This window comes from Bdellovibrio sp. (assembly GCF_036384735.1).
Lineage (GTDB): Bacteria > Bdellovibrionota > Bdellovibrionia > Bdellovibrionales > Bdellovibrionaceae > Bdellovibrio.
Genome location: NZ_DASVLT010000017.1, coordinates 1 through 21,903 on the forward strand (window position 1 = coordinate 1; position 21,903 = coordinate 21,903).

The 21,903-nt window shown below is 43.7% G+C and carries 31 protein-coding genes and 1 pseudogene; 15 read left to right on the plus strand and 17 right to left on the minus strand.

The features are described from left to right. The first annotated feature begins 150 nt into the window (after positions 1-150). Positions 151-468: an antibiotic biosynthesis monooxygenase gene (locus VF412_RS05405; protein WP_331338193.1), complete on the plus strand. Its 318-nt coding sequence runs from the start codon at positions 151-153 to the stop codon at positions 466-468. A 132-nt stretch (positions 469-600) separates the two neighbouring features. Here VF412_RS05405 and VF412_RS05410 read toward each other — a convergent pair whose 3' ends face one another. Then, the gene (locus VF412_RS05410; RefSeq protein WP_331338194.1) at positions 601-774 is read right to left on the minus strand and encodes a hypothetical protein; all 174 of its coding nucleotides are present in this window, start codon (positions 772-774) and stop codon (positions 601-603) included. 161 nt (positions 775-935) lie between these two features. Between VF412_RS05410 and VF412_RS05415 the strand changes: the two genes are divergently transcribed. The 5 genes from VF412_RS05415 (at position 936) to VF412_RS05435 (ending at position 3,670) form a co-directional block, all read left to right on the plus strand. Next, entirely contained in the window at positions 936-1,475 is a 540-nt protein-coding gene (locus VF412_RS05415; protein WP_331338195.1) for a hypothetical protein, read from the plus strand. Positions 1,476-1,486: 11 nt separating this feature from the next. Beyond that, entirely contained in the window at positions 1,487-1,693 is a 207-nt protein-coding gene (locus VF412_RS05420) for a nucleotidyltransferase domain-containing protein (protein WP_331338196.1), read from the plus strand. Positions 1,694-1,732: 39 nt separating this feature from the next. Continuing rightward, positions 1,733-2,005 carry a hypothetical protein gene (locus tag VF412_RS05425; protein WP_331338197.1) on the plus strand — a complete coding sequence of 91 codons (273 nt, stop codon included), beginning with the start codon at positions 1,733-1,735 and terminating at the stop codon, positions 2,003-2,005. Positions 2,006-2,157: 152 nt separating this feature from the next. Then, the gene (locus tag VF412_RS05430; RefSeq protein ID WP_331338198.1) at positions 2,158-2,898 is read left to right on the plus strand and encodes a class I SAM-dependent methyltransferase; all 741 of its coding nucleotides are present in this window, start codon (positions 2,158-2,160) and stop codon (positions 2,896-2,898) included. A gap of 274 nt (positions 2,899-3,172) precedes the next feature. Then, on the plus strand, positions 3,173-3,670 hold the full coding sequence (locus VF412_RS05435; RefSeq protein WP_331338199.1) for a hypothetical protein: 498 nt from the start codon (positions 3,173-3,175) through the stop codon (positions 3,668-3,670). Positions 3,671-3,693: 23 nt separating this feature from the next. On the opposite strand, the gene VF412_RS05440 is transcribed toward VF412_RS05435, so the two are convergent. The 5 genes from VF412_RS05440 to VF412_RS05460 form a co-directional block, all read right to left on the minus strand. After that, complete coding sequence (locus tag VF412_RS05440; RefSeq protein ID WP_331338200.1) at positions 3,694-4,143, minus strand: SRPBCC domain-containing protein; 450 nt, start codon at positions 4,141-4,143, stop codon at positions 3,694-3,696. After that, a complete protein-coding gene (locus tag VF412_RS05445) occupies positions 4,140-4,856 on the minus strand; it encodes an SRPBCC domain-containing protein (protein WP_331338201.1) in 717 nt (238 codons plus the stop codon). Before VF412_RS05445 ends, VF412_RS05440 begins: the two co-directional genes overlap by 4 nt. A gap of 1 nt (position 4,857) precedes the next feature. After that, a complete protein-coding gene (locus VF412_RS05450) occupies positions 4,858-5,208 on the minus strand; it encodes a metalloregulator ArsR/SmtB family transcription factor (protein ID WP_331338202.1) in 351 nt (116 codons plus the stop codon). A gap of 104 nt (positions 5,209-5,312) precedes the next feature. Next, complete coding sequence (locus VF412_RS05455; protein WP_331338203.1) at positions 5,313-6,014, minus strand: VIT family protein; 702 nt, start codon at positions 6,012-6,014, stop codon at positions 5,313-5,315. Positions 6,015-6,025: 11 nt separating this feature from the next. After that, complete coding sequence (locus VF412_RS05460; protein ID WP_331338204.1) at positions 6,026-6,868, minus strand: alpha/beta hydrolase; 843 nt, start codon at positions 6,866-6,868, stop codon at positions 6,026-6,028. A gap of 180 nt (positions 6,869-7,048) precedes the next feature. Between VF412_RS05460 and VF412_RS05465 the strand changes: the two genes are divergently transcribed. Then, complete coding sequence (locus VF412_RS05465; RefSeq protein ID WP_331338205.1) at positions 7,049-7,663, plus strand: DUF938 domain-containing protein; 615 nt, start codon at positions 7,049-7,051, stop codon at positions 7,661-7,663. Positions 7,664-7,689: 26 nt separating this feature from the next. On the opposite strand, the gene VF412_RS05470 is transcribed toward VF412_RS05465, so the two are convergent. After that, entirely contained in the window at positions 7,690-8,295 is a 606-nt protein-coding gene (locus VF412_RS05470; protein WP_331338206.1) for an FMN-dependent NADH-azoreductase, read from the minus strand. Between the two features lie 117 nt (positions 8,296-8,412). Here VF412_RS05470 and VF412_RS05475 point away from each other — a divergent pair, with 117 nt between their 5' ends. Then, complete coding sequence (locus tag VF412_RS05475; protein WP_331338207.1) at positions 8,413-8,814, plus strand: helix-turn-helix domain-containing protein; 402 nt, start codon at positions 8,413-8,415, stop codon at positions 8,812-8,814. A gap of 92 nt (positions 8,815-8,906) precedes the next feature. Here the strand turns inward: VF412_RS05475 and VF412_RS05480 are convergent, their stop codons facing one another. Further along, entirely contained in the window at positions 8,907-9,800 is an 894-nt protein-coding gene (locus VF412_RS05480; RefSeq protein WP_331338208.1) for an SDR family oxidoreductase, read from the minus strand. Between the two features lie 118 nt (positions 9,801-9,918). On the opposite strand from VF412_RS05480, the gene VF412_RS05485 reads away from it, so the two are divergent. Next, the gene (locus VF412_RS05485; protein ID WP_331338209.1) at positions 9,919-10,854 is read left to right on the plus strand and encodes an AraC family transcriptional regulator; all 936 of its coding nucleotides are present in this window, start codon (positions 9,919-9,921) and stop codon (positions 10,852-10,854) included. Between the two features lie 205 nt (positions 10,855-11,059). Here the strand turns inward: VF412_RS05485 and VF412_RS05490 are convergent, their stop codons facing one another. The 3 genes from VF412_RS05490 to VF412_RS05500 all read right to left on the minus strand — a co-directional run bounded on the left by VF412_RS05490 (position 11,060) and on the right by VF412_RS05500 (position 13,146). Continuing rightward, positions 11,060-11,809, minus strand: a complete 750-nt coding sequence (locus tag VF412_RS05490) for a glucose 1-dehydrogenase (protein ID WP_331338210.1) — start codon at positions 11,807-11,809, stop codon at positions 11,060-11,062. Positions 11,810-11,969: 160 nt separating this feature from the next. Then, the gene (locus tag VF412_RS05495; protein ID WP_331338211.1) at positions 11,970-12,335 is read right to left on the minus strand and encodes an ArsR/SmtB family transcription factor; all 366 of its coding nucleotides are present in this window, start codon (positions 12,333-12,335) and stop codon (positions 11,970-11,972) included. Positions 12,336-12,393: 58 nt separating this feature from the next. After that, the gene (locus VF412_RS05500) at positions 12,394-13,146 is read right to left on the minus strand and encodes an SDR family oxidoreductase (protein ID WP_331338212.1); all 753 of its coding nucleotides are present in this window, start codon (positions 13,144-13,146) and stop codon (positions 12,394-12,396) included. A 107-nt stretch (positions 13,147-13,253) separates the two neighbouring features. On the opposite strand from VF412_RS05500, the gene VF412_RS05505 reads away from it, so the two are divergent. Beyond that, positions 13,254-13,907 carry a TetR/AcrR family transcriptional regulator gene (locus VF412_RS05505; RefSeq protein WP_331338213.1) on the plus strand — a complete coding sequence of 218 codons (654 nt, stop codon included), beginning with the start codon at positions 13,254-13,256 and terminating at the stop codon, positions 13,905-13,907. Between the two features lie 47 nt (positions 13,908-13,954). On the opposite strand, the gene VF412_RS05510 is transcribed toward VF412_RS05505, so the two are convergent. Continuing rightward, positions 13,955-14,692 carry a hypothetical protein gene (locus VF412_RS05510; protein ID WP_331338214.1) on the minus strand — a complete coding sequence of 246 codons (738 nt, stop codon included), beginning with the start codon at positions 14,690-14,692 and terminating at the stop codon, positions 13,955-13,957. Positions 14,693-14,845: 153 nt separating this feature from the next. Continuing rightward, positions 14,846-15,199: a hypothetical protein gene (locus tag VF412_RS05515; protein WP_331338215.1), complete on the minus strand. Its 354-nt coding sequence runs from the start codon at positions 15,197-15,199 to the stop codon at positions 14,846-14,848. Between the two features lie 131 nt (positions 15,200-15,330). Here VF412_RS05515 and VF412_RS05520 point away from each other — a divergent pair, with 131 nt between their 5' ends. Further along, the gene (locus VF412_RS05520) at positions 15,331-16,215 is read left to right on the plus strand and encodes a sigma-70 family RNA polymerase sigma factor (protein WP_331338216.1); all 885 of its coding nucleotides are present in this window, start codon (positions 15,331-15,333) and stop codon (positions 16,213-16,215) included. A gap of 27 nt (positions 16,216-16,242) precedes the next feature. Then, a pseudogene (locus tag VF412_RS05525) lies at positions 16,243-17,199 on the plus strand (peroxidase family protein); the annotation flags it as partial. A 29-nt stretch (positions 17,200-17,228) separates the two neighbouring features. Here VF412_RS05525 and VF412_RS05530 read toward each other — a convergent pair. Beyond that, a complete protein-coding gene (locus VF412_RS05530) occupies positions 17,229-18,401 on the minus strand; it encodes a sensor histidine kinase (protein WP_331338218.1) in 1,173 nt (390 codons plus the stop codon). Positions 18,402-18,423: 22 nt separating this feature from the next. Further along, positions 18,424-18,678 (minus strand): hypothetical protein, encoded by a 255-nt coding sequence (locus VF412_RS05535; RefSeq protein ID WP_331338219.1) that lies wholly within the window; start codon positions 18,676-18,678, stop codon positions 18,424-18,426. 121 nt (positions 18,679-18,799) lie between these two features. Between VF412_RS05535 and VF412_RS05540 the strand changes: the two genes are divergently transcribed. Together VF412_RS05540 and VF412_RS05545 are read left to right on the plus strand one after the other, a co-directional pair. Then, a complete protein-coding gene (locus VF412_RS05540; RefSeq protein ID WP_331338220.1) occupies positions 18,800-19,117 on the plus strand; it encodes a hypothetical protein in 318 nt (105 codons plus the stop codon). 18 nt (positions 19,118-19,135) lie between these two features. Beyond that, entirely contained in the window at positions 19,136-19,330 is a 195-nt protein-coding gene (locus VF412_RS05545; protein WP_331338221.1) for a hypothetical protein, read from the plus strand. 26 nt (positions 19,331-19,356) lie between these two features. On the opposite strand, the gene VF412_RS05550 is transcribed toward VF412_RS05545, so the two are convergent. Next, positions 19,357-20,379, minus strand: coding sequence for a hypothetical protein (locus VF412_RS05550; protein ID WP_331338222.1), 1,023 nt, complete (start codon positions 20,377-20,379; stop codon positions 19,357-19,359). A gap of 208 nt (positions 20,380-20,587) precedes the next feature. Here VF412_RS05550 and VF412_RS05555 point away from each other — a divergent pair, with 208 nt between their 5' ends. Next, the gene (locus VF412_RS05555) at positions 20,588-21,085 is read left to right on the plus strand and encodes an FBP domain-containing protein (RefSeq protein ID WP_331338223.1); all 498 of its coding nucleotides are present in this window, start codon (positions 20,588-20,590) and stop codon (positions 21,083-21,085) included. Positions 21,086-21,089: 4 nt separating this feature from the next. Here the strand turns inward: VF412_RS05555 and VF412_RS05560 are convergent, their stop codons facing one another. Beyond that, positions 21,090-21,863 carry an exodeoxyribonuclease III gene (locus tag VF412_RS05560; protein ID WP_331338224.1) on the minus strand — a complete coding sequence of 258 codons (774 nt, stop codon included), beginning with the start codon at positions 21,861-21,863 and terminating at the stop codon, positions 21,090-21,092. Between the last annotated feature and the right edge of the window lie 40 nt (positions 21,864-21,903).

A 21,903-nucleotide genomic window follows, 5' to 3' on the forward strand; every position in this document is an offset into this window, starting at 1 on the left:
TTCCATTGGGGATCCACTAATGACACCTGCTTTCTTAGATTTTGCTTCGTAACCAAATCTTAAGAAGATTGTGTAATTAACTGGATCCCTTTTTTCTTAGGTCCTAACGCCTAGCATTCCACCATTAACTGGGAACAACCGAATGTGTTTATGAAATCAGATTCCTTCTATTACGCCGTCATTTTTAGTTCTCAACGAAATTCATCTGACTGCGCAGGCTATGAGCAGATGGCCGAACGCATGGTTGAACTTGCGAAAATTCAAAAAGGTTTTCTGGGGATGGAAAGCAGTCGTGGAAGCGATGGCTTTGGAATCACGGTTTCTTATTGGCAGACGCTTGAGGATATTAGTGCTTGGAAGTCGAACTCGGAACATAAAATCGCGCAGGAGTTTGGGCGATCGAAATGGTATGAGAGTTTTTCGACGAGGGTTTGCAAGGTGGAGCGGGAGTATGGGGTTGGGAAGTAGATGCTAGAATGATCGATTCTGTGGAAACCCGAGAGCCAATTTCTGACGTTAACTAATTACCTAGCGTTTTTATTGCAGATCACTAGTGGAGGGGGGGCAACTCTCGAAATTTCAGTAACGGGACAATAGTTTTTAAAGACTATGCAGAGAATCTATGACCGCTGGAAGACGAATCACTGAAACATTCACACCAAGTTCCAAAGCTGTTCTACCAGTGTATTCAGAAGCGATGCGGGGATTTTGATGATGTTCATCGAAAATATCTTCCAAGGCTAATTTTCCTGGGCCTTGGCTTCCGATGCCCAAGAACTAAGTATGTAGTTGTGGCAGGTTTCGATTCTTATCGCCTCCATCATTTGAAAAATCCTGTCAAGTTTTGGCTGGTCATCCAACGAATTTTTAGCGAGAATTCAATTAGTTGGGTGCACTCCGAGCGGGTTGGATTATTTGAGGAAGTTTGTAGGCAAATGGAATTAAAGGACATCTACAAGAATCTTCTTACTAAAATTCGAAGCGAAACTGATATTGTTGAAATTAAGAGAGAGTACTTACTTCCGCAAGATTCAAAGTATCAATACCGCAGAACTCTTCAAAGCAACGGATTTAAGCGCCCACATATCTTAGTATATCGCAAAGACAAGCCAGGCTATCTCAGCACCGATACACAATTCGACGAGTTTTTTTCCGAATGTACAGACTATCTCGACGAGCTAATTTGTATGGCTCATGAATTTGGGCACCATTTTTCGCCAGATCATGAGATTGATTCTCTATATGATAAAATCAGAGACAACGGCAATTGCGCGACTCCTGATGAGAAACGAAGAATTTTAGAAGAAGAAAGCCTTGCGTGGGATAAGGCAGAAGCAATTCTAAAGGAATTGAAATTTTCTAATTGGGAGGCTTTTCATGATTCAAAGAAGAAGGGTCTTCGGTCGTATCAACAGAATATTCACGAATGGCAGCCGCTGTCGATTGATGAGGCCATTCAAACCTTGAAATCTTAAAGTGCCAATGGATGTTGGCAGGTGGATGGGCATTGGATATTTTTCTAAGAGAGCAAACAAGAGAACATTCTGACATCGATATTTTGATACCTCGACAGGATCAACTTGAGATTCAGGAGTCCTTAAAAGGCTGGGATCTTCAGGTTGGTGATCCACCTGGTACTTTGAGGGTTTGGAAACCGGGCGAGTTTTTGAACAAAGGTATTCACGATATCTGAGGTCGTCCATTCCCTGAGTCTCCTTGGAAAATTCAATTCATGCTTTTCGATATTGAAAACAATGAATGGGTTTATCGAAGGAATTCTGCAATTCGTGGTAGTTTGGATTCGATGGCGTTAGAGTCTTCGCACGGATTAATGTACCTCGCGCCCGAAATTCAACTTCTTTATAAGTCAAAAGGACTTCGTCCAAAGGACATTAAGGATTTCGAGTCAACTTTGCCAGCGCTGACTCAAGATAAGCGCAGTTGGTTGAAAAAGGCTCTTCAGATTTCTTACCCTGATGGTCATGATTGGATCTCACGCCTCTAAATTTTAAATATTAATACGATTAATTTCATAATTAGTCGGGTTTCTCAATTCAGTTTCTTGAAATCATCAAGGAATTCGATACGATTTTCATAAGCAAAATTTATACGGAAATGGCGTTTTGACGGTTCAGAAACGGCGAGAGGAATTTCGGAATGAAATCTTATTATCACGCACACGAGTCGGCTTATCAGCAAATTAAATCAAAAGGATTTGTCGGCTGGGGAAACGCAAAAAACTTATCTGAACTTGGCGACGCAAAAACTAATGAGTATTTAAAACAAAAAATCGGAAAATACTTTTCGTATGTGAACGCAAAGTCGGCATTAGATCTTGGATGTGGAACTGGAACGACAGCGTTCACCTTCGCGAAACATGGTTTCCAAACGACTGGAATAGACATTTCAGCAACTGCTATTGAGATGGGTCGGGATTTAGCTCGCCAGCAGAATCTAGAAATTCGGTTCGTTGCAGGCGATGCTTTAGATTTAAAATCACTCGGTCAAAAATTTGATTTAGTTTACGATAGTCATTTTCTTCATTGCATTGTTCTTGAAGAGGACCGAAGAAAAGTATTTGAAGGAGTTAAAAGTGTTCTTTCTTCAAACGGCATTTTCATTTTAGACACAATGGTCATGCCCGTTGGTCAGGTTGATCCGGCGAGAATGTTCGACACGCTTCGCTTCGACGACGATTTTATTTTATGGCACAAAGTCAAACCGTCAAACGATCGAGGCATTCTTGAGATTGAAGGTCAGCATTGGTGTGCTCAACGTCGAATTTATCCCGCCGACAAAGTTGTGAGTGAAGTTACCGGTGCGGGTTTCGAAATCCTAGAACAACAGGTAGATGATCAAGAAAACAGCCCTTCGATGCTTAGAATGGTGCTTCGCTGATTAGTTGATTTTAGGTCGCGAATGCTTTGTATTGTCCATCGCATTTTTCTTTCTGCGAGCTGACTGCATTTGCAGCTTTCTAGAGATGGCCAAGCCGGCGAAGTAATTATCCCGTAATCTTAAAGTAATCTTTAACGAAGCCCCCCTCGATTAGAAAAGTGGCAATTTTCGCTCTAGTGAAAGGCCTTAGACACAGATTGCAGCCTTTAAACGAAATAATCCGTCTCGGCTCTGGTATGGTTATCGCTTGAATCCGTCCTCATAGGAGTTTTATATGAAATTAAGCTATTTCTCTTTTGCCCTGGCAGCCCTTGTTAGCACCTCTGCTTTTGCTCGCACTATCGACGCCTATGTTTATGCGGGAGACTGTCCTGCTAATTCAATTTGTGTGCAAAAAGGCGGTATGACCCAGGACGGAACAATCTTTGTGAGCGCATTGCTGGATACTTCTGCCAATGTTTACATCCAACCTCACCAATCCACGGTGGTCATTAAGGAAGGCAATCTTTTAGTAAATGGGACTCGCATTGGAGCAGTAGAAAATGTGAATGCCGTTAACGGTAATCACCTTGTTCAGCTTGAACAAGGTGTGAGTTTGAATATTTCTACAGCTCAGGGGCCTGATATTATTGTGCCTCGTAAAATTTGTGTTGCTGTGGATGTTTGCCAGACATTCGGCACGAAAAGACTTCCGGGACTTATTGACACTCTGACTGTCAACGGAGATCAGGAGTTGTCCGTTCAATCGGATCCGTATTCTCTTCAGCAATAGGGATCCGTGACTTATCATCGCAATTACCATTCCGGATTTGTTTTGCCTTCGCCTGTTTTGATCAAGCTCTTCAAACTTTTTTTGATGTAGTATCCCCAGCCCTCAAAACAGGCGTCGTAACATTCCACATCCGGAGTCAGACCCACGTGAGTAAAGCGCAACTGAGTTTTATCGCCCTTCTTGGAGATTTCAAAGATCACATCAGTGCCAGTCCATTCGTCCTTTTGCTTTAAAAAACTAAGATTACTTTCAGTAACATGCCAGACGATTTTTTTATTCGGTACAAACTCAGTCACTTTCTGAGTGCTCTTGTGAATGTCTTTGTATTGATAGGTAAACTTGCCGCCCAGCTTGTTTGAGGAGCCTTTTAGATCTTCGGCCCACCAGCCGCGAACATTGGCGATGGCATCGAAAACTTTTTTTGGAGACTCATCAAAAGACATTGTTATTGTGAGGTTCTTATTTGATCTCATAAAATCTCCGTCATTTTTTTAGTGAAGGATTCCCAGCCAGCACGATGTGCTTTTTGTTCCGCGAGGCTGTGAAGTCCTTGATGAATAATTTCAATAAACGAGCTGCCATCTTCCTTGCTGTTGAAAGCAAGTGTGGCCGTGCCGCCAAGACCAGAAAGTTCGATTTTTTTATTCGGACCCACTTTGAAATTTACAGAGTCACGGAATGCTTCACTCATAAGAGATAAAAAGCGCTCTTGGTTTTTGCAAATTTCAAAAATCTTTTCGGCTGAAGCAGGATAAGCTCGCAACATACGCAATTGACCATTTTCGACTTGAGCGGTGAAGTCATTGATTCCACCGTCCCAGCCCATTTGATGGTTGTCTCTGGTAGCTTGATCTTTAAAGCCCGTGTGATTCAGAACCAGTCGAGTTTTAGACCCGTCCTCAAAAAGTTCGATCACGACTTGAGTGTCGGGTTTTTGATCGGCTCCGAAGGTCTGACACCAACTAAAAACAATTTTCTTATTGGGAATGATTTCTAAAAACTCTCCGAAATTTGCGAGGGTTTTATTTTTAAAGTTGATGTGATATTTTCCACCGACACGAAAATCTATTTGCATAGAACCCGAGTCAGCTCCGCAGTTCATAAAAAGGAGTCCGTCTTTGAGGGCGTTAAAGACTTCACTTGCCGGGCGGCCAATCAATTTTTCGGCTTTCACTTGATAAGTCATTTTACTTGATTCCTTTCGATGATTTATTTTTTGATTCTAAATTTTCCGCAAATGAATCTAGATGGTCATTCCAGAACTTGGTGTAAAATTGAATGCACTCTTCTGCGGTCTTCAGGGCTTCCGGATTCAAAGTGCATTCATGAATGCGTCCCTGTTTTTTCCGGTTTAAGAGTTTTGCTTTTTCGAGAATTTTGATGTGTTTCGAAATCGCTTGCAGTGACATTTGAAAAGGATCACTGAGAGCTCCCACTGTGTGAGTGCCTTCGTTCAACATTTTCAAGATCTGTCGGCGAGTCGGATCTGAAAGCGCATAAAAGAGACTGTCTAAGTCTGACGAAAGAATGTTAACCATATGGTTTAATATTAGATGACGTCAGATAAACAGTCAACCAAATGGTTTACTATTCATAAGTACCTGTTATAACTAGGTAAAAAGACGAGAACTGCCGGCTAAGTTCACACAGTCGTACCGAACAACGCACCAATGCCTGCGGTGAGAGCCATCGCTAAGGCTCCCCAGAAGCCTACTCTCAAAGCTCCTTTCCAGATATTTGCACCACCTACGCGAGCGGCTACAACACCAAGTACTATTAAGAAAGCAAGAGAGGCAATGGAAACAATCGCAATAAGATTTTGGGGCAAAGAAATCAGGACCATCAATAGAGGAAGAACTGCACCAACTGAAAACGCACCAGCTGATGCAAATGCCGCTTGTATGGGACGAGCGCTCAGTGCTTCTGTAATTCCCAATTCATCTCTGGCATGGGCCCCCAGCGCATCGTGAGCCATCAGCTGCTCGGCAACTTTCGATGCCAGTTCAGGCTCAAGTCCACGACCGACGTAAATTTGTGCAAGTTCAGCACGTTCAAATTCAATATTTGAAGCAAGCTCTGACTTCTCTCGAGCAAGATCGGCATTCTCGGTATCTGCTTGAGAGCTTACGGAAACATATTCTCCTGCGGCCATCGACATTGCGCCAGCTACGAGACCCGCGACTCCAGTTATAAGGATACTCTGATGTGAAGAGTTGGCGGCAGCAACACCCACGACAAGACTTGCGGTTGATACAATTCCATCGTTAGCACCCAGAACGGCTGCACGAAGCCAGCCGATGTGTTCAGAGCGATGAGATTCAGGCGGCATTTGAGTTGATTTCATCTAAAGTCCTTTTATCTAGTTCGTTCAGGTTGATAACCTGTTCCACCGGTGCCAATGGGTTCTCTCTTTGCAGGCTTTTCTAGGAAATATTTAACGACAGGAATAGCTCGTTCTGGTTCAGAGAATAATAAAAAGTGGCCCGCGTCGGGAATCACGGCAAGTTCTGCATTTGGAATTTTTTTGAATGTATCGACGGCGTGATCGAGTCGAACAAAGTCGTGGTCTCCTAGAAGAATGAGCAGAGGTGCTTTAATGGAAGATAACTCTTCATCGGAAAAACCTTCCCATTTCATCGCGGTTGCCTTCGCCCAAAGTTGAGACCAATCGGTTGGGATTGGTGCAACTTTTTTATAGCCTTCTCGCTGAAAGGAAAGGCTTTGTGAGTCCGCTGTCTGCGTTGAGACATCCTTCAGCATTTCAAAATTGAGAGCATCCTTTGATGGGCCGAATGTTCCTCCGTAAGATGCAACACGATCGACAAGTTCTGGATTGCGAACGGCAATCATGGTGGCAATGGCACCGCCGTAGCTTTCTCCAAAAAAATTGGCTTTTGATATGTTAAGATACTTGAGAAGTGCCACGATGTCTTTCGCATGCTGCTCGATACTTAAAGGGCGATCTGCAAGATCTGCGGTACGGCCGTGACCTTGAAGGTCCATGCAGATGACTTGGTGGGAATCAAATAGCTCGGGCAAAGATTTTAGTCCTGTGAAACCAAAGGCTGGATGAATATAGACCAGAGGTTTGCCTTGCCCCTCGATTTCGTAATACATGTTTAGTCCGTTAATCGGGGCATATCCGGTTGTTTTTTTATTTTCTGCCATCGCCTGTACCGCCATAATTGAATAGACCACGCCAGAATTGTGCGGGCTCAATTAACTTTCGTTTCTTGGTGTCTTTTAGGTCAATTATATTTTCATTAAGTGGCTATATTTGAGATGGGGGAGTATCCTTGTTGTGTTTAATCTTTTCTACTTGTCATCTGCCCTATTCGGAAGGCAAATGTCGCATAATATTGGATTTAAAGGACAGCTATGACCCTTCCATTTTCCGCAGCCGCAGACCGTAATAAAGAACCCATTCTTGAAGTACTTAAGAAAGTTCTTCGTCCAGAAGACGAGCGACTTCTTGAAGTAGGCGCGGGGACGGGACAGCATGCGGTTTATTTTGCGCCGTTTTTTCCCTGGATGGATTGGCAGCCGACGGAGGTTGCGGAAAATCTACCGATGCTTCGCGAGCGCATTAAGGAAGCGGGAATTTCTAACATCATGACTCCGTTTAAGATGGTTGTAGGCGAGGATGATTTTCCGATTCGTATGTTCGATGCTGTTTTGACTGTAAACACCTTCCACATCATGTCTTGGAAGGAATGTAAGACCTTTATGAAGTTAATCAGCGGCCGCTTGGAGGAAGGTGGGAAGGTTTTAATTTATGGACCTTTCAAATACAATGGTAAATCAACAACTGAAAGTAACGAAGAGTTCGATAAGTCTTTGCGCGAAAAGGATCCGCAAAGTGGAGTTCGCAATTTTGAAGACGTGATCGCAGCGATGTTTAAGAATGAATTCGAACTAGTTCGTGATTTCGAAATGCCTGCGAACAATCGCATGCTTTATTTCCGCAGACTGAAATTCATGCGCAAGAAGTAATTCTTCCTGCGCACTTTTCATCATCGTCAAGACAACTTGGCCTTTTGCAACGCTAGCTCTAAAGCTTTTTCCCGTTGAAACTCTGGCAAGGCTACGCCTTCAACGCGAATAGTGGTGATGTCTGCCATGCCCATGAATTCCAAGACTGTACTTAGATAAGGAACCAAAAAGTCGTACGCCTTCTGAGGCCCTTGGGAATAGACACCTCCAGTTGCGACGGCAAGATAAACTTTCTTGCCCTTTACCAAGCCCACAGGTCCTTCTGGTGTGTATTGAAAAGTCACCCGAGGTCTTGAAATGAGATCCAGCCAGACTTTCAAATTCGATGGAATAGAAAAGCTATACATAGGTGCGCCAATCACGATGATATCGGCGTCTAAAACCTCTTTCACTAACTCATCGGAATAGTGAAGTGCTTCTTGATCTAAAGCAGTTCGGTTTTCAGAAGGTATTAGAATCGCTGTGGTCTGCGCTGATGTCAGGTGGGGCGTTTGTGGACTATCAAGGTCACGTACAATGACATGGGCATCTGGGTTTGCAGCCTTCAGCGTTTTTAGAATTTCGCTAGTCAATGCGCGAGTGATAGAGATCTTGCCTCGAGGGCTTGATTCGACAACTAAAATTTTTTTCATAAAGCCTTCTCTAGTATGGATTCCGTTGTTGGAATGAAATTCATACTTAGAATATACTTAAATCGATTTTCAAAAAAGAAGGCAGAATATTCTGCCTTAGTCAGATGAGGCGTACTAATGAAAGAAAAGGGAAAAAGAAAACAGCTCCCGTCGCTGGAGGGTTGCAAAAGTGAACGATCTTTAGCTACGAAGGAATTCATCAGTCGTATTGGTGATAAGTGGAGCATCATGATTGTTTTGGCATTGTCTCGTCATGAGGACTCACGAGCGCGATTTTCTGATCTAAAAAAGGGAATTGTGGGAATTTCACAGACAATGCTAACATCAACGCTGCGAGGTCTGGAGCGAGACGGAATTGTTGAGCGCGAAGTATTCCCCGAGATTCCGCCACGAGTCGAATATCAACTAACCAAATTGGGCTTGAGCGTTCTAGAGCCTATGAAAGTTCTTACAGAATGGACAATGATAAATTGGGATTCCGTAAAACGGGCTCGCGCAAAATATGATTCGAAGCTTTAGCAAGGTAATAGGTATAAAAGGTCTTTTATCTTGCTGTAGCGTTATGACTATAGCGTGCGCAAGAAGTAATTCTTCCTGCGCACTTTGCGAAATTATATTTTTGAATAATCCATATTCTTTAGATCTGTGATCAGATCTGGTCCTGTCGGGTTCCAATTTAAAACTCGGCGAGTTTTTTCACTGGAAGCTGGCAAGTCCATACCTGCAAACATCGCAAGCCAACCGAAGTGAGCTGCCGCATCTTTCGCGGACATGCTGATCACAGGAACTTTTAAACCTGCACCGATAGTTTCAGCGATGTGGCGCATAGAAACACCTTCTTCAGCAACAGCGTTGTAGCGCGCGCCTTTTTCGCCTCTTTCAAAAGCAAGCTTATAGAGGTGAGCGACATCCGTTACATGACATGCTGACCAACGATTGCTTCCTTCATCGATATAGACAGATACTTTCTTTTCTTTCGCATGTGGAATCAACATGCTGATCAATCCCTGCTTGTGAGTATCGTGAACTTGCGGAAGGCGAACGACTGAAACATTCACGCCCAATTCCAAGGCAGCTCTGCCAGCATATTCTGAAGCGATGCGAGGATTTTGATGATGTTCGTCGAAAATATCTTCTAATGCTGGTTTGCCGGGTCCCTGACTTCCGATGCCTACACCTGAAGTGATTAATAGAGGACGGTTTGTTCCCTTCAAGGCATCAGCGATCACTTTGATATTGGCTTTGTCTTTTTCGCAGTTCGCGACAAATTTTGAAAAGTCGTGATCGAATGCGCAGTGAATAACTCCGTCAGATTCTGCAGCACCTGCGCGAAGACTTTCAGGTTCATCTAAAGTTCCTCGGTATGGAGTCGCTCCGAGTTGAGTTAGCATTTTCGCACCTTCATCAGAACGAGTCAGGCCGATCACTTGGTGTCCACCTTGAATCAGCTCTTTAACAATACGCGAACCGATAAAGCCGGTAGCACCCGTTACGAATACTTTCATAGATATCTCCTAATGTCTGAATGTCCTTTTTTAGGACTTCGATTAAATCTAATGTAGCAAGTAAAAACTGGCCTTTCTATGCTACAAAATCCATATTTTATGCGATATAGTCTAATGCATGGAATCTGACACACTTTCCGATGTTTTAATGAAAATGCGCCTCAAATCTACTTCGGCGGGCATTTTAAGTGCCGCTGGCAAATGGGCCATCGAATATCCCCCATTTGAGGGCTTTAAATTGCAAGTCGTCTTAGAAGGCGAGCGCTATTATATCGGTGAGGGAAAATCCAAAGTCATTCATGTCAAAGCAGGTGATTGTGTTTTGATGACAGGCAAAAAACCGATGGTTGTGGGCACAGATCTGAATGTTAAAAAGCGAATTCAGATGGAAGACCTATTGAAAACCAAAAACGGCGGAGCCATGACGATCAACGGTGGTGGCGATATGTTATCCATCGGAACTTATTTTGAATTCGAAGGACATCTGCCAAAAGTTTTATTCGAAGGTTTGCCCGCATGCATTCACGTCGATGGAAATTCTGATCAAGCGGCTATTTTACGTTGGAGTCTTGAACGCTTCAAAGCAGAGTTCTTCGGAAAAAATCCAGGCCGAGCACTAATTCTGAATCATCTGACTCCGATCATGCTTTTGCAGATCTTGCGTATTTACCTGGGAACTTCAGATAAGAAGCAACAGAACTGGCTCATGGCGATTTCAGATCCGCAGTTATCGAAGGTCTTTGATAAAATGCATTTGCAGTATCAACATCCTTGGTCTTTAGAAAGTCTGGCTGACGTGGCTGGGCTTTCGCGTTCGGGTTTTGCCTTAGCATTTAAAAAGAAAGTGGGGATTTCCCCTCTGGATTATTTAACGAACTGGAGAATGCAGATCGCTTGTGATCTGCTTCGTACAGAGGGCCAAACGGTGGCCTCTGTTGCAGAGGCCATTGGTTATGAATCGGAAAGTGCATTTAGTGTGGCGTTTAAACGAGTTATTAAATCGCGACCCGGCCAATATCAAAGACAGATCGCTGATTTAAAAATCATTCTTTGATGTGAAAAGTAAGATCAGCCTCTGTCGACATTACTGATGGCAAAGAGGCTTCATCTATTTTCTCGTGCCACGAACGTGTTCGCTTTACGATACGCTTGAAGAGGTCCAAGCTGGAAAATCCAGCTAACAGAATCACTATTAAGTTATCGCCGCTAAAATGTTCCACCTGCACCTCTTCTTGCTTAAAAAATTAAATGAAGATTAATTAACGAAGACCGCCGGAAGCTTGAATGCGTTCACCCGTCAGCCAGCCGGAATCGTCAGAAGCTAAGAACAACGCAACTTTCGCGATGTCTTGTGGTTGACCAATACGTCCCAATGGAGTTTGAGAAACGATATGCTTTTCCATGTCACTGCCAATCATTCCCAAAGTTTTCGCACCTTCCGTATCAACACCGCCCGGAGCAATGTTGTTCACGCGGATGTTACGACCCGCAAGTTCACGAGCTAAACCGATTGTTAATGTATCTACAGCACCTTTGGTAGCAGCATAGATCGCAACGCCTGGCATAGGACTTGTGCTGACGACAGAGCTGACATTAATAATGCTTCCGCCTTCTTTAGAGAAATACTTCACGGCTTCACGAACTGTTAAAAGAGTGCCCAAAACATTTGTATTGAATTGGCGATGAAATTCTTCTTCTGTGAGTTCTTCGATAGTGCCGAATTTATAAATACCGGCATTGTTCACGAGAATATCTAATTTTCCGAAGGCTTGTTTTGTCTGTTCGAAAATTCTTTTAACGTCACTCGCGTTAGCAACACTACCTTGAACAGCGATAGCTTTGCCATCATTAGCGACGATCTCTTTCACGACTCTATCGGCGTCTTCTTTGCTTGTGGAATAGTTCACAACTACAGAGGCGCCATTGGCTGCGTATTCTTTTGCGATAGCAGCGCCGATGCCTTTAGAAGCTCCTGTTACGATCGCCACTTTGCCATTTAACTTTTTCACTTCGTACTCCATTGAATATCCGGTTGAACCCGGGGTTTTTATTGTTCGATACTTAGATAAATATCGAAATGAAAGAAGCTTTGTCAATACGACGATTAGATAATTGTCGAAACGTAACCAAAAAGACTCGTAAAAACGGATACTTAGAGCCAAAGAAAAATTAGATTTTTGCTAGTTTGTCGAGATAGGCGTGCAAAACTTCGCGTTGGACAGACATACGCATGAACTTGCCTTCGCGAGTGATCTCTATCAGACCTGCGGTTTCAAGTTCTTTGATGTGATGGGAAAGGGTCGCGGCACTGATCTCGTGCTCTTCTTGTAAAGCGCCGCACGACATCGTGCCGTCATTCTTACAAGAGCCGATTTGCTTCAAGATCATATAACGACGTGGCTCTGCCAAGGCCTTTCCAATTTGTTCGAACTGTTTTTCTGTTAAGCGAACTGTTTTCGTCGTTGTCATGTGTAATATAATACTTGAAAACGCGAACTCTGTCCAGTCACAGGCTTTTGCAGGGAATTCAGACACTTAGATAAGTATCGAAGTATGCGAGATCCTCTCACTAGAGGACCTCGCCCCTTAGAAATTAAATGAACTTAGTTTCTTTCGCCCACATCACTGCATCTTCGCCTGCGGGATTGCGCATTGGTGCAGAGGGGTCTGTCACGACTTTCCAAATTTGCTCAGCAACGTCTTGAGAATGAGTGATCGGACCGCTCGCTTGAGTTAAACCCGTCATCACTTGTTGAACAAGGGCGCTGTAGGCTTCAGGTCCGGTGCCCATGCGAGTTCTTGCGTTGGCTCCGAAATTTGTTTGTGGTGCTAGACCTGGCAAAACCAAACGTGCGCGAATATTAAATGGCGCAAGTTCAATCGCGACGGATTCAGTGAAGGCATTGATCGCAGCCTTACTAGCAGTGTAGACCGCAAGTAGTGGAAGGGCTTTCACTGTCACAGTCGAAGTCACATTGACGATAACGCCGGATTTGCGCTCGCGGAATTGCGGAAGAACCGCTTGAGTCATTGCGATGGTGCCGATTGTATTAGTTTCGAAAATTTCGCGAATAGAATCGATCGAACTGCCTTCCAATGGATTCAACATCCCGATACCAGCGTTATTCACCAAAGCATCAATAGGGCCCGCATCTGCGATGGCTTTGCGAATGCTTTCAGTTTTGCTGACATCAAGGGCAAGGATTCTTAGGTTTTCAGAGCGAGGAAGAATGTCTTCGCGCGGTGTACGCATTGTTGCGATGACTTTCCATCCGCGTTCCAGAAAATATTTTGCTGTTTCAAGACCGAAACCAGAAGAGCAACCCGTGATTAATACTGTTTTCATGTGCTATACTCCTTGTAGGATTTAAATGCTGAACACATTTAGATTAAAACACATAATTACGAGACTTTCAAGTTCCGGAACTAAATAGTATCGAATATGGTGATTATATGAGTGATAACAAGAAGATGGCGAAAGTAAAAAAGAAAACACTTGGCAAAAAGACGCCCAAATCGGCGGCAGTTTTGGGGCGCAAACGCGATCCGAAGCTTGATGATACTATCTTAGAATCCACGCTCAACATTCTTGCTGAAAAAGGCTTTGATAGTATGACAATGGACATGGTTGCGGCTGATGCGAAGTCAGGCAAGGCGACGCTTTATCGTCGATGGCCTTCAAAGCCGGAACTTGTTCGGGATGCTTTGATCTTTATGAGTAAAAGTTCTGTCGATGTCGATCACTTGCCAGATACAGGCAGCTTAAAAGAAGACTTGCTTGCGATAGTTAAGCCATATTCTTCAGAACATGGTCAGCGGAAAATTCGTGTTTTGTCGGGGCTGGGTTCTTTTTTTTCTGAACATCAAAAAATTGCGGATGAAGCAATGCAGGGAGTTTTTGCTCCGTGGACGGCGATGAATCGCACACTCATGCAAAGAGCAATAGAGCGAGGCGAGATTTCCACAAAAGCTAATATTGATCTTGCATGTGAGGTTATCGAAGCGATGACCTTTTATAAAACAAATTTCCAACGAACAATGTTCAGCAAAGTTTATTATGGAAAGCTGATCGATCAAATTTTATTGCCAGCCATAAAGAAAGCGTAAGGCCTGACCAGGCTGCGGAGGCAGCCTGGAGTTGATTGATAAAATAACTACTTCTTAGGCTTCACAAAGCGGAAGGCAAACTGATCTGTCTTTCCGCGAATGGCCGGATCAAAGACATTCAACTTGTGATCTTCTTTTCTTTCCAAAGTTTTCGACTCAGCTTCCAAGACAAAACCAGCAGCTAGAATTTCTTTTTTCACAGTTTGCGGATCAATGCGGTGAAGCTTCTCTATATCAGAATCCTTAGTTCCAGCATTAGCAACGTGATCCACTATAATCAAATGGCCGCCAGGCTTAATCATTTTGAAAAGAAGTCTGTTGTAGGCAGCTACATCTGCCTTGATAAAACTTTTAAGGTGAAGATCGTGATAGTTTTGCGAAATCCAAACAGCATCAACATTTTGTGCGGGGGCTTCCAGAAGGGGAGTCACTTTGACCTCCGCATTCTTTGCACCTTCAACGGCTTTTTTGGCAAACTCCACAGGTTTGAACGGGGCATTTTCGATTTCTTTTGGCACGTATGCCACGACATGACCTTGAGGTCCCACAAGATTAATAAACAGACGAGTGAAATAGCCTTTGCCGGGAATCACATCAACGACAGTATCACCTGCTTTAATTTGTGAAAATTCGAGAAGATCGCGCGGGTGACGACGCTCATCTGCACTTTTATCATCTGTGGGTCGTGAAGGGTTTGCGATTGCAGCATCAACGGCAGAGCTCGCTGCCGCGAATGCTGATGAAAATGAACAAAGAATTAAAAAAGCACAAAATATACTGTTCATGATGTTCTCTTTCTAAATGGATAGTTAAACGTCTCGAACTTAGAAAGCGTACTATCATAAAAAAAAGAAATCACTGATTTGCGCCGCATCTATCCGATTTGAAATGAAGGGGACATTTGAGCCCGAGGCAAATCATTGAAGCTCAGGTCTCCTTTACCAATATTTTTCGATAGGTCTTACTTCGATAGCGCCACCTAATCTTGCGGCGGGAATTTGAGACGCGAGAGCAATTGCGGCCTCGATATTCTCTGCTTCAAATTCGAAACAACCAGCAACTCCTTCGTTTAAGTAAGTGCCATCTTTAACTTGTACATTTCCATCCAATAAGCGTACTGTCTTTGCTGCTGTCGGTGACCCCAAGGGCATTCCTGGCTTTACTCCTGGTGTGTTATTGATTTTTCCGTAGTCTGCGTAAATGGCCTTTTGCTCCGTCTCTGACAATTCATTCCATTTTGTAGAGCCTGGGACTGGTGTAGAACCTTGATAAATTAACAGGGCGAACTTCATATTACTCTCCTTTAATCAATGACTTACGGATTTTTGGCGGGGACAATATATTTATTGTCACAACTTTATTTCCTCATCCGTCATCTATATGACGAATGAAGTTTTAAATGTGTGACAGATGAGGTTGGAAAATGAGCGGAAATGATTGGCTAGTAAAAAAATTTGAAGAAAGTCGCAGTCGTTTAGAAGGCGTGGCCTTTCGCTTACTTGGTTCCAAAGGGGAAGCTGACGATGCCGTTCAAGAGGCTTGGATTCGAGTCAATCGTGCCGACACTCAAAATATAGATAATCTTGGAGGCTGGCTAACAACTGTTGTGGCACGCATTTGTCTAGATATGCTTCGCACACGCAAAGTTAGAAAGGAAGAACCTATTCCAGAGAAATATGATGAGGCTTTTGCGACGGAAAGTCCTGAAGAAGAAATTCTCTTGGCGAATTCGATGGGGCCAGCGTTGCTAATTATCCTAGAGACTTTGACTCCACCTGAGCGTGTTTCATTCGTACTTCATGATTTATTCGATATTGAATTTGAAGAAATCGCGAATATTCTGGATCGCTCTGAAGTAGCGACTAGACAGCTTGCCAGTCGTGCTCGTGTCAAAATTCGTGGTGCCAAAAAAGAATCTAAGCAAGAAATGGATCAACATATTGTCTCGGCGTTCTTAGCAGCATCTCGCAGTGGAAATCTCGAAGGCCTTTTGCAACTACTCGATCCAAACATCGTTCTTAGGGCAGATCCTGTTGCTGTTCAAATTGCTACAGCGAACAAAGACCGAGGTGCTCCGCAATTTGAAAAGGAAATGCGTGGAAATGCAGCTATTGCGGATGTCTTTAAAGGTCGTGCGACGGCGGCTCAGCTAGCATTTATCAATGGTCAGCCGGGTGCAACTTGGATTGCCGATGAAAGACCTCGTGTGGTCTTTACATTCACGATTGCAAACGGAAAGATTTCAGAGATTGGAGTGATTATGAATCAGGCAGACCTTGATGACATAGAAGTTGTTTTGCCGGCATAATGAGATTTTGTGAAATGGCACAAATGGCCTATGTCTCGGTATTGGGGACCATGGATTCCTCCTGAACAGTTGTGGCAGGATCCAGTTCCAAAAGTTGATCATAAATTAATCGACGCTCAAGATATCAAATCGTTGAAAGAAAAAATTTTGACTTCGGGAATAGAGAATTCTCGATTGATCTCTACAGCATGGGCTGCTGCCTCCTCATTTCGCGGAACAGATATGCGCGGCGGAGCAAATGGTGGTCGCCTTCGTTTGTCTCCGCAAAAAGATTGGGAAGTAAATGAGCCGGCGGAACTTTCTAGGGCATTGCAAGCTCTTGAAAAGGTGCAAGCGGATTTCAATAAATCTTTGTCGGGCGGGAAAAAAGTTTCGCTAGCAGATATCATTGTTCTTGGTGGTTGTGCGGCTATAGAGGTCGCCGCGAAAAAAGCAGGTCACGATTTCATTGTCCCTTTTTTTCCGGGGCGTACGGATGCTTCGCAAGATCAGACCGACACTCATTCATTCAAAGTTCTAGAGCCCAAAGCAGATGGCTTTCGCAATTATGTTGGCGGCAGAACTCGTCTTTCCCCAGAAACTTTATTACTAGATCGTGCGAGCATGTTGAAACTAACAGCTCCGGAAATGACGGTGCTTGTGGGTGGAATGCGTGCTTTGGATGTGAACTATCAGAAATCGCGTCACGGTATTTTAACAGACAGACCCGGTGTTCTCACGAATGACTTCTTTACGAACCTTTTAGATATGGCGACGGAATGGAGCGTGTCTTCTAAGCCCGAAATCTATGAGGGTAAAGACCGTTCAACGGGAAAAGTTAAATGGACGGCGACGGCGGCAGACTTGATATTCGGTTCTCATTCACAACTTCGGGCTCTTGCCGAGGTGTATGCAAGCGACGATGCGAAAGAAAAGTTTGTGCGCGACTTCATTGCCGCTTGGAATAAGGTGATGAATTTGGATCGCTATGACTTGGCGGACTGATCTGACTTGAAAATCGGATTACCCTATTTCTAGTTGCTTGTGGAAGCCGAAGATTTCGGTAGGGAAAAATAAAAGGTAGAACCAGCATTTGGTGACGACTCTGCCCAAATTTTTCCTCCATGAAGTTCGATAATTTTTCGACAAGTAGCTAAACCGATACCGGCACCCGGATGCTCGCCTTGGGTTTTCAATCTTTTGTAGAGACTGAAAATTTCTTCTTTATCTTTAGCTTCGAAACCCATCCCATTGTCTTTAACTGAAATTATCCAAACTTGGGGATCTTCGATAACGGAAATTTCAATTTTAGGATTTGTTGAGCCACGATATTTGATTGAGTTTGTGATAAGGTTTTGGAAGACCAAAGACAGTAGATTGAAGTCACCCCTCACTTCTTTGGGTAAAGGTCTACTCTCTATTTTTGAATTTGTTGTTTTAATAAGCTGAGCAAGGTTTTGTAACGAGGCTGAAAGAGATTCGTTTAAATCGACGTTTTTGAATCCGCTGGATCTTCCGAAGCGGGCGTATTCAAGCAAACTTGTAATGAGGCCTCGCATTCTAGTAAGTGCTCGGTCGATAATTTCGACATATTCAGAAGCCTCGGGGTTTGAGTGTGAGGCGAGACTGTCATTCAAAAGCTCTAAGATACCGGTTGCAGTGGCCAACGGCGAGTTCAGATCGTGAGCGGCGATCAAGGCAAATTCATCCAGCGCCTTGTTGCTAGCTTCAACTTTTGCGAGGGTCGCTTGTAGTTTACTTTTTTGAATTTTTTCGAATTCAGTCACTGCTGATGACATGGAGGCATCGATGGCTCGGTCAATAACTGAATGTACATCCGGAGTTAAATTTAGCTCGCTTTGAAGTTCTTTGATAACAGCCTCGCGCACGAGGCTGAATTCCCACAGGAGACGCGACAAGGGATACCCTTCGACCGCAGCTTTTTGTCCGCCATAGATTTTAGACATCGCATTTTCAGAGAGAACTTCTGGATCGGACTCAGGTCGCCTTAGAATAAGCGCGAGTTCACTAAGAAAAGTTCCCAAAGAATTGGCAATCGCTGGAAAGCGGGGGTCATTGATCTTCGAACTCTTTTCAGAAACTAGTGCTTCCCATCGGGACTTTATTTTGTCGCTACGATCTAATAAGAAATTAGCGACAGAAAGGCGACAAGACGCTGAACTTTGATAGACGTGGTCATAATCCATGGTCTTTCTCCCTGACACCTTTTTAGCATTGGGAAAAGTTGTGACCAACCTGTATAATGGCATGGTTGGTGAATGCTCGCCGTACTTTGTTTTTTGTCTGGATTCCCGGAAGATTTTGTTGCATATCAAAGAGTATGGATGCATCGGCTGCGGCACTTTCATTTGGATCATTAAAAAAATCTTTGGACGTCTTTTTGCTTTTCGCCATACCAATCGGCGGAGGCATCCCTGCCGGCGTCGTTCTTGCCCAAAGCAAGGGCATTGGTTGGGTCGCCATGACCATTCTTTATTTTTTTTCGGATATATGTCTGGCATTTGTTTTCGAACCTTGCATGAAAGTATTTGGATATTTCGCTAAACGATCGGAATTTCTTCAGCGCTTTGTTGAAAATATGAAGATGACGACGAACAAAACAATCGCGGCATATGGTCATAATCCAGGTCCCTTTTTGCTCGTATTGATTGCTTTCGGTGTCGATCCTATGACAGGTCGAGCGGCAGCATTAGCTCAAGGGCACAATTTTATCACAGGTTGGGCCATCGCGATCACCGGCGATATGATTTTCTTTGGTGTCGTCATGGTTTCAACGATCTGGCTTAATAATATATTAGGCGATGGAACCTGGACTGCGATCATCATCATGGTTTTAATGTTGGGTATTCCAGCACTGATTCGCAAAATAAAAAAATCAATTAAGGGCGAAAAAACCGTTTAAATCAAGAGAGGGCCTGCAATGGATGAGCAAGATTTTGAAGGCACTTTGGTTTTAGAGAAAATGGCCGAAATTGGAAAGATCGACGCTTTTTTTGAAGCCATTGACTCTGACGATTTTGATAAAGCGAAATCGTTGATGAAAAGAGCTGGCATTGACTCTGAAACCATCTCGGTCGTTCTAAGAAAGATGCGCAACCCAGGTGAAGGGCATTGATGAACGAGATTCTGATCAGAAAATAATCAGAAACTTTTTAAAAAATCGACTGCTGCAGTTTTCGGATCCAATCCAGTTGTGCCTGTTAGAGTGGTGTTGCACGGATAAGATGCCGTCGCAAGGCAATGGTCTCCACCCGAAACACTTCCATTGATTGTGGTTTGCGCAATCACTTGAAGCTTTATTGTGCCGCTACAATTTGTCCAAGTTGTAATTTGTCCCGAGGTTGATCCCGATCCCATGGTTTCGCCACAAGCTGTGGCAATACGAGTGGGATAGTAAACTTTTTCGTTAAGAACTTTTGGAACGGTGTCTACCCATGCCGTTGGCTCTGCTGCCACAAGAATCGGTTTGATGGTCCATTGAGTCGCCGCCATATTTCCAGATGTCTGTAGAACTTGATCTGTGTCACCAACAACAATCATATAAGGTTTGATAGAAGAAGGTGCGCATCCACTGAGGGTCGGAGCCGGTGGTCCAGCAAACGATACATATCCGTCGAACGTAGAAGGTGATTCACACCACATTCGGTTCACCATCATACCACCATTAGAGTGCCCAACTACGTAAACTTTAGTGATGTTTCCCAACGAAGAGTCACTTTTTATCGACACGACAAGATCTTGCAGAAAGCTGACATCGTTTTCTCCGGATGTCATAACGTAGTTACTCCAGGTCCAATTATTTCCGGCAAAGGTCTGACCTTGCGGAAAAATGGCGACGACCTTCTGATTGATTAACCAAGATTGAGCATCGCTAGATGCGGCATAGGTTGATGTCGTGTTGTCGCTTTTGATTCCCAGATTATAGGCGAAACCTTCTTTTTTTCCGCCTCCGCCATGAAGAAAGACGATGGCCGTAGTTGCATTGCTAGGAATATAATAATCTATGGTGTGAGGCCAGCTTCCGATAGTTTGATTGGATTTTACGCTGACAGTAACGGTTGAGGAATCTCCGCTGGTACCGGTGCTAGATGAAAATCCACCGTTCTTGCATCCCACAAAGTAAAATGCAGCGAGCACATTGCAAATAACTAAAATTTTTCCCACAGCGTCTCCTACCTTAAGAATCACATTGGAGTATTTTTGAAGCAATACTTACGTTTATTCATTTTCGATTCAGACTTGTGTTGCGGTGGTATTTATTGGGCTGCCATATTATTTACTGAATGGCACTTGTATTTTGAATTAGCGCGAAAGTTCGATACAATGGTTTTATTCCCTTGGTCCTCGAACTTTTCCTTAGAGGAGTTATTCAGTGTTAAGCCAGAGCAATAACTTTAAAAAAGAGAATGTTTTCTCGATCGCTTCTGAAGAAGAATTAGTGCAGGCATTTCGTTTGCGTGATCAGAAAAAACTAATCCTTCCCGAAGGTCTTAAATTTCCACTAAACGTCGCCTCTTATTTCGCATGGAAAGAGCCGTCAGGTGTTTATACATATCTTGTGATCAAACTTCCGAACTGGGATATGCCTCGCGGAGTCGCATTTAAACGCACAGCTTCGACAGGTGAGCCGGTGGGTGGTCTTTGCAGTTGGTGCAATCAATACGGAACTTCGGAAGACATCAATATGCTTTCAGTGACAATGAGTGCGAATGTCAGTACGTCGTATTACTTGTGTCACGATATTAGTTGCATCGAGAAAATCGAGGACATGGCAGATCGTGCAGGAAAAGACCCAGAGAAATACATTGCAGAGCTTTACCATAAAATCGGCAAGCTCTTTGAGAATTTGAGCGGCTATAAACCTGACTGATAATTTATTTTTTCAGAGTCAAGCGAACAGGGCAGTGATCAGATCCCATGACATCAGGACAGTGAACTGCCGCCTTCAAACGATCTGAAGCTTCTTTATTCACTAAGAAATAATCCAAGCGCCAACCCACGTTCTTCTCGCGAACTCCGGGACGATAGCTCCACCATGTGTAGTGCTCAGGTCCCTGTTCGAATTTGCGGAATGAGTCCACCCATTCTAGCTTATTAAGAAAGCGATCCATCCACGCACGTTCTTCCGGAAGAAAGCCCGCGTTTTTTGTGTTGGTCTTTGGATTTTTAAGATCGATTTCTTTGTGAGCGATATTAAAATCGCCGCAGATGATGACTTCGCGGCCTTTCTTGCGCAAAGCTTCGAGTCTTTTTTCCGCAGCGGTACAGAATTCCAATTTAAATGGCAGACGAGCATGATCGCGTTGGCTATTGGGGAAATAGCTATTGATCACTGTGATCGGGCCAAAGTCGGCTTCAAGCCAACGACCTTCGCTATCAAATTTTGGAACGCCCAAACCGATGCGCACGTCATCAGGTTCTTTTTTAGAATAAAGTGCTAAGCCCGAATATCCGGCCTTTTCGGCAAAGGCCCAAGAGGAATGATATTTTTCTGGATGATAAAATGTTTCATCTTCTTGAATAGCCTCATCAGAAATTTTGATTTCTTGAAGGCAGACAACATCTGCCTTTTCATTTTCAAACCATTCGCGAAAATTTTTACGATGTACTGAGCGCAGGCCGTTCACATTCCATGAGATTAGTTTCATAGAAAATAGAATAGGCCCTTGCGCCGTAAAGAGCAAGACC

Excerpts from the sequence above, each read along its gene's own strand:
- VF412_RS05475 (WP_331338207.1), top strand. The coding sequence starts at position 8,413 with ATGAAAGAAAAGGGAAAAAGAAAACAGCTCCCGTCGCTGGAGGGTTGC.
- VF412_RS05405 (WP_331338193.1), top strand. The coding sequence starts at position 151 with ATGAAATCAGATTCCTTCTATTACGCCGTCATTTTTAGTTCTCAACGA.
- VF412_RS05540 (WP_331338220.1), top strand. The coding sequence starts at position 18,800 with ATGACGACGAACAAAACAATCGCGGCATATGGTCATAATCCAGGTCCC.
- VF412_RS05530 (WP_331338218.1), bottom strand. The coding sequence starts at position 18,401 with ATGGATTATGACCACGTCTATCAAAGTTCAGCGTCTTGTCGCCTTTCT.
- VF412_RS05420 (WP_331338196.1), top strand. The coding sequence starts at position 1,487 with ATGTTGGCAGGTGGATGGGCATTGGATATTTTTCTAAGAGAGCAAACA.
- VF412_RS05435 (WP_331338199.1), top strand. The coding sequence starts at position 3,173 with ATGAAATTAAGCTATTTCTCTTTTGCCCTGGCAGCCCTTGTTAGCACC.
- VF412_RS05415 (WP_331338195.1), top strand. The coding sequence starts at position 936 with ATGGAATTAAAGGACATCTACAAGAATCTTCTTACTAAAATTCGAAGC.
- VF412_RS05440 (WP_331338200.1), bottom strand. The coding sequence starts at position 4,143 with ATGAGATCAAATAAGAACCTCACAATAACAATGTCTTTTGATGAGTCT.
- VF412_RS05455 (WP_331338203.1), bottom strand. The coding sequence starts at position 6,014 with ATGAAATCAACTCAAATGCCGCCTGAATCTCATCGCTCTGAACACATC.
- VF412_RS05480 (WP_331338208.1), bottom strand. The coding sequence starts at position 9,800 with ATGAAAGTATTCGTAACGGGTGCTACCGGCTTTATCGGTTCGCGTATT.
- VF412_RS05485 (WP_331338209.1), top strand. The coding sequence starts at position 9,919 with ATGGAATCTGACACACTTTCCGATGTTTTAATGAAAATGCGCCTCAAA.
- VF412_RS05520 (WP_331338216.1), top strand. The coding sequence starts at position 15,331 with ATGAGCGGAAATGATTGGCTAGTAAAAAAATTTGAAGAAAGTCGCAGT.
- VF412_RS05425 (WP_331338197.1), top strand. The coding sequence starts at position 1,733 with ATGCTTTTCGATATTGAAAACAATGAATGGGTTTATCGAAGGAATTCT.
- VF412_RS05515 (WP_331338215.1), bottom strand. The coding sequence starts at position 15,199 with ATGAAGTTCGCCCTGTTAATTTATCAAGGTTCTACACCAGTCCCAGGC.
- VF412_RS05445 (WP_331338201.1), bottom strand. The coding sequence starts at position 4,856 with ATGACTTATCAAGTGAAAGCCGAAAAATTGATTGGCCGCCCGGCAAGT.
- VF412_RS05560 (WP_331338224.1), bottom strand. The coding sequence starts at position 21,863 with ATGAAACTAATCTCATGGAATGTGAACGGCCTGCGCTCAGTACATCGT.
- VF412_RS05505 (WP_331338213.1), top strand. The coding sequence starts at position 13,254 with ATGAGTGATAACAAGAAGATGGCGAAAGTAAAAAAGAAAACACTTGGC.
- VF412_RS05450 (WP_331338202.1), bottom strand. The coding sequence starts at position 5,208 with ATGGTTAACATTCTTTCGTCAGACTTAGACAGTCTCTTTTATGCGCTT.
- VF412_RS05430 (WP_331338198.1), top strand. The coding sequence starts at position 2,158 with ATGAAATCTTATTATCACGCACACGAGTCGGCTTATCAGCAAATTAAA.
- VF412_RS05500 (WP_331338212.1), bottom strand. The coding sequence starts at position 13,146 with ATGAAAACAGTATTAATCACGGGTTGCTCTTCTGGTTTCGGTCTTGAA.
- VF412_RS05535 (WP_331338219.1), bottom strand. The coding sequence starts at position 18,678 with ATGGCGACCCAACCAATGCCCTTGCTTTGGGCAAGAACGACGCCGGCA.
- VF412_RS05470 (WP_331338206.1), bottom strand. The coding sequence starts at position 8,295 with ATGAAAAAAATTTTAGTTGTCGAATCAAGCCCTCGAGGCAAGATCTCT.
- VF412_RS05545 (WP_331338221.1), top strand. The coding sequence starts at position 19,136 with ATGGATGAGCAAGATTTTGAAGGCACTTTGGTTTTAGAGAAAATGGCC.
- VF412_RS05510 (WP_331338214.1), bottom strand. The coding sequence starts at position 14,692 with ATGAACAGTATATTTTGTGCTTTTTTAATTCTTTGTTCATTTTCATCA.
- VF412_RS05465 (WP_331338205.1), top strand. The coding sequence starts at position 7,049 with ATGACCCTTCCATTTTCCGCAGCCGCAGACCGTAATAAAGAACCCATT.